The sequence below is a fragment of the Rhizorhabdus sp. genome (assembly GCF_018006725.1).
Classification (GTDB): Bacteria; Pseudomonadota; Alphaproteobacteria; order Sphingomonadales; family Sphingomonadaceae; genus Rhizorhabdus.
In genome coordinates this window covers 1-4,359 of the sequence record NZ_JAGMXV010000329.1, presented here as the reverse complement: position 1 = coordinate 4,359, position 4,359 = coordinate 1, and the positions used below count along the sequence as shown (strand labels likewise).

At 66.0% G+C, this 4,359-nt stretch carries 4 protein-coding genes; 1 reads left to right on the top strand and 3 read right to left on the bottom strand.

Going from position 1 to position 4,359, the window contains the following annotated elements:
• The first annotated feature begins 213 nt into the window (after window positions 1-213).
• Complete coding sequence (locus KAY22_RS25160; protein ID WP_296625855.1) at window positions 214-1,431, top strand: acyl-CoA dehydrogenase family protein; 1,218 nt, start codon at window positions 214-216, stop codon at window positions 1,429-1,431.
• 3 nt (window positions 1,432-1,434) lie between these two features.
• Here KAY22_RS25160 and KAY22_RS25155 read toward each other — a convergent pair whose 3' ends face one another.
• Genes KAY22_RS25155 through KAY22_RS25145 form a run of 3 tightly spaced genes read right to left on the bottom strand, consistent with a single transcriptional unit; the run spans window position 1,435 to window position 4,178 of the window.
• Window positions 1,435-2,337 (bottom strand): TIGR03619 family F420-dependent LLM class oxidoreductase, encoded by a 903-nt coding sequence (locus tag KAY22_RS25155; protein WP_296625854.1) that lies wholly within the window; start codon window positions 2,335-2,337, stop codon window positions 1,435-1,437.
• Between the two features lie 37 nt (window positions 2,338-2,374).
• Complete coding sequence (locus KAY22_RS25150) at window positions 2,375-3,421, bottom strand: phosphotransferase family protein (RefSeq protein WP_296625853.1); 1,047 nt, start codon at window positions 3,419-3,421, stop codon at window positions 2,375-2,377.
• 22 nt (window positions 3,422-3,443) lie between these two features.
• Window positions 3,444-4,178, bottom strand: a complete 735-nt coding sequence (locus KAY22_RS25145) for an SDR family oxidoreductase (protein ID WP_296625852.1) — start codon at window positions 4,176-4,178, stop codon at window positions 3,444-3,446.
• Window positions 4,179-4,359 lie beyond the last annotated feature (181 nt).

The window sequence follows — 4,359 nt, the reverse complement described above, 5'->3', positions numbered from 1 at the left end:
GCGCGTTCCGCGCCGCGGGACGGTTGAGGACGATGCGCGCCACGCCCGCCGCCGGTTGTTCGTAGAGGATCGTTTCAAACATCGGAGTCCGCCCCGCTGGCTGCGCCGTCGAACGGCAAATTCTTGCACAGCGTTATCATTTTCGTCCACGATGTTGTCAAGGAGCCGCGTCGTCGGCTTGCGGCGGGACGTTCGGCCCAGGGGAGGATGCTCATGGATTTTGCACATAGCGATAAGGTTCGGGCTTTGATCGCCCAGGTCGAGACCTTCATGGCCGAGCTCGTCTATCCGATCGAAGCTGAGGTGCATGACTGGAACAACGACGACCGCAACCGCTGGCAGCCGTGGCCGGGTCTCGCCGACCTGCAGGCGGAGGCGCGGAGCCGAGGGTTGTGGAATCTGTTCCTGCCCAGGGAATATGGCGCGTTCAGCCCGGGCTTGAGCAACCTCGAATATGCACCGCTCGCCGAGATCATGGGACGCGTTCATTTCGCGTCGGAGATCTTCAATTGCTCGGCGCCCGACACCGGCAACATGGAAGTGCTCGCCCGATACGGCACCCCCGAGCAGCAGGCCGCCTGGCTCGAGCCGTTGCTGCGGGGTGAGATCCGGTCGGCCTATCTGATGACCGAGCCGGCGGTCGCCTCGTCGGACGCTACCAACATCCAGACGTCGATCCACCGCGACGGTGACGACTATGTCATCAACGGCCGCAAATGGTGGATCTCGGGGATCATGGACCCGCGGTGCAAGCTGCTGTTGCTGATGGGCAAGTCCAACCCCGACGCCGACCGCCATTTGCAGCAATCGACGATCATCATCCCGCGCGACACGCCCGGCGTGTCGATCGTCCGCAACATGCGCACCTTCAACAACTGGCATTCGCCCGGCGGCGAATCGGAGGTGCTTCTCGACAACGTGCGCGTGCCCGTCGCCAACATGATACTCGGCGAAGGACGCGGCTTCGAGATCGCGCAGGGCAGGCTCGGGCCGGGCCGCATCCACCACTGCATGCGGTCGATCGGTCAGGCGCAGCGCGCCCTCGAGCTGATGTGCCGGCGGGCGGAAGCGCGGGTCGCCTTCGGCAAGAAGCTGTCGGCGCAGGGTAGCGTGCGCCAGGATGTGGCGAACTCGTTCGTCGAGATCGAGCAGGCGCGGCTGCTGACGCTGAAGGCCGCCGATGCGATGGACCGTTATGGCAACAAGCAGGCGGCGGACCTGATCGCCGCGATCAAGATCGTCGCCCCGCGCATGGCGCAGGCGGTTGCCGACCGGGCGATCCAGATCCACGGTGGCATGGGCGTGTCCGACGACACGCCGGTTGCCGAAGCGTTCCTGCTCAACCGCTTCCTGCGCCTCGCCGATGGCCCTGACGAGGTCCACATGGCGCAGCTCGGCCGCCTGAAGATCCGTCAATATGCCGGCAGCTAAGCCTTATCCGAACGCAGCCCTCGCCTTCGCGACGTCCTCGATGAAGCGGTAGATGTCGCTCATGCTCTCCGGGTTGGGCGGGCTTGTTACGGTGATGATCGTGCCTCCTGCCTCGAGATAGGCGGGGGCCTGCGCCATCGTCCGTTCGACATCGGGCCGCCCGGCGCTGTCGCTGACCGGCGGCAGGCCGACCTTGATGTGCTGCGAAGTCAGGTCACGGCCCTCGGCCGCGAGCGCCTCAGCGAGGCGGTCGACGCCTTCGCGGATCGCGGCGGTGTCGATGCCGACGGGACACCAGCCGTCGCCGAAGCGCGCCATGCGCGCCGCATTCTTCGGGGTCATCGCCAGCCCGTATAGCAGCGGCACGCGCGGTTGCACCGGCTGGGGTAGCGCCCAGGAATCGTGAATCTTCACATGTTCGGATTCATAGTTGATCGGCTGGGCGCCCCAGATCGCGCGGCAGGCGCTCACCGCTTCGTCGAGCAGCTTGTAGCGCGCCTCCCACGGCAGCCCCATCGCGTCATATTCCTCTTTCTGCCATCCGACGCCGAGCGCCAGCTGCGCCCGCCCGTTCGACAAGGTATCGAGCGTGGCGATCGTCTTCGCCAGCAGCACCGGGGGGCGCAGCGGCGCAAGCAGGATGCCGGTCGACAGCAGCAGGTTCTTGGTCACCGCCGCCATCGCGGCGAGCGTTGTCAGCGGCTCCGGCCACGACGATTCGCTGCGGTGAAGGAAGGCGCCATAGGGGTAGGCATGGAGGTTCGGCCCGAGGATGAGATGGTCGCCGAAGGTGATCGAATGGAGGCCGGCCTCGTCGGCGGCGCGCGCGACATCGACGCACACGCTGAGCGGCGTGCCCGCCGGAATCTGGTACGGGCGGAAGAACAGCGAGACGTTCATGCTCATCGGGAATTACCTCTTTGCGGCGTGGGAGGAGCAACGATCACGCCGCGTCGAGCCAGCGGAGCGCGCGTTTGAACAGAATGATCGTCTGGCGGTGGAGCATCGCGCCGATCGCGGGGTCGGCCTTGCCCGCCGCGGCGCGGGCGTAGCTCCCTTCAAGCAGGATGCCGAGCTTGTAGCAGGCCAGCACCCGGTACCAGAGCATTGCCGACATATCGCGGTCGGAGCCCTGGGCGTAGCGTTCGACCAGCTCGTCGCCCGTCGGAAAACCTTCCCACGGCGTCACCGTTGCTGCCGCCTGGTTCTCGTCGGCCGGATCGGGCCAGGTGGCGAGGACCCAGGCGAGGTCGACGAGCGGATCGCCGAGCGTCGCGAGCTCCCAGTCGACGATCGCCGCCACCTCCGCAGAGTCGGGGCGATAGATGACATTAGCGAGATGCATGTCGCCGTGCATTATCCCGGGCGTGAAGGTCGCCGGCAGGTTGGCGGCCAGCCAGGCGCCGACCTCGGCGACGCCGGGAATCTGAGCGGCACCGGGCCAGCCCTCGTGCTTCGCATAGCCTTCGAGCTGGTCGCGCCAGCGCGCCGGCTGGCGCGCGAGGAAATTATCGGTGCGCCCGAAATCCTGCAGGCCGACCGCGATCGCGTCGGCCCGGCCCAGCGCGGCCGCGGCATCGACAAGGGCAAAGCCCATCTCGCGGCGTATCGCGGGATCCCCCGCATGGCGCGGCGGCAGCGCGACGGTGGCATTGAATCCTTCGACCGGCTCCATCAGGTAGAAGGCAGCGCCGAGCACTTCCGGATCGCCACAGGCGGCGATCAGGCGCGGATGCGGGACGTCGGTCGCCGCCAGCGCACCGAGCACACGCGCCTCGCGCCGCATCGTCTCATCGCCGTTGGCGACGGTATGCGGCGGCGGCCGCCGAAGCACATAGCTGCGGCCGGCGCGCTCGAAGCGCAACAGGATGTTCTGCGTGCCGCCGGTCAGCGCGGTAGGGGCGACGATGTCGCCGCCGCCGAGGCCCTTGCCATCCATCCATTCCGCCAGGCGGCGAAGGTCGACGAGCTCGCGCCAGTCGCGTGCCATCAGGCTGACCTTGCCGCGCGCATCACAACGCCGCGCCACCGTCGACGACGATGGTCTGGCCGATGACGTAGCCCGCCAGCGGCGACGCAAGGAAAAGCACCGCGCCGGCGATGTCCTCGGGGGTGCCGACGCGCTTCGCGGGGATCATGCTCATCGCCCATTCGCGACGATCGGGATTGTCCATCGTCACCTTGGTGAGCTTGGTGTCGACGAGCCCGGGCGCCACGCCGTTGACCCGGATGCCGTCGCCGATCCAGGCGTGCGCCAGCGAGCGGGTGAGACCGAGCAGCGCCGCCTTCGAGGCGTTGTAGGCTGGGTTGCCCAGCGTCGTGCGATAGGCGGCGGTCGAGCTGATCAGGATCAGGGACCCCTTGGCGCGCGCTAGCTGCGGCTGGAAGCGCAGTGCGCAAGCCATCATGCTGTTAAGGTTGACCGACACCACCTTCTCGAAGCCAGCCATCTCGAACTCGCCGCGGCGGTAGATGACCGTTCCCTGGCACAAGACCAGCACATCGAGCTGCTCGAGCTCGTGCCCGGCGGCAGCGACCGCTGCGGCGTCCGACGCATCGACGCAGGCATAATGGAGTCCGGCGAGGTCGCTGCCCGGCTCCGACGCATAGTCGGCGGCACTTGGGCGCGTTCCCCACACGTGCACGGTGGCGCCGCGCTGGAGAAAGGAGCGCGCGATGCCGTTGCCAATCCCGCTCGAACCGCCCACGACCAGCACGCTACGTCCGCTGAAGTCAATGTCTGCCAAATAGCTTCTCCGACAGAGTTTCTCAAAATATCTATTGCAATATCAGAGGCAACTATGTTTAATTAAACTTGAGATGGAGGCAATTCGATGACTTATTCTGAAGATTCGTCGGTTAAATTACTTTTGGATAAGAACGATATAATAGACATACTTTACCAATACTGTCAGTCATGCGATAGAC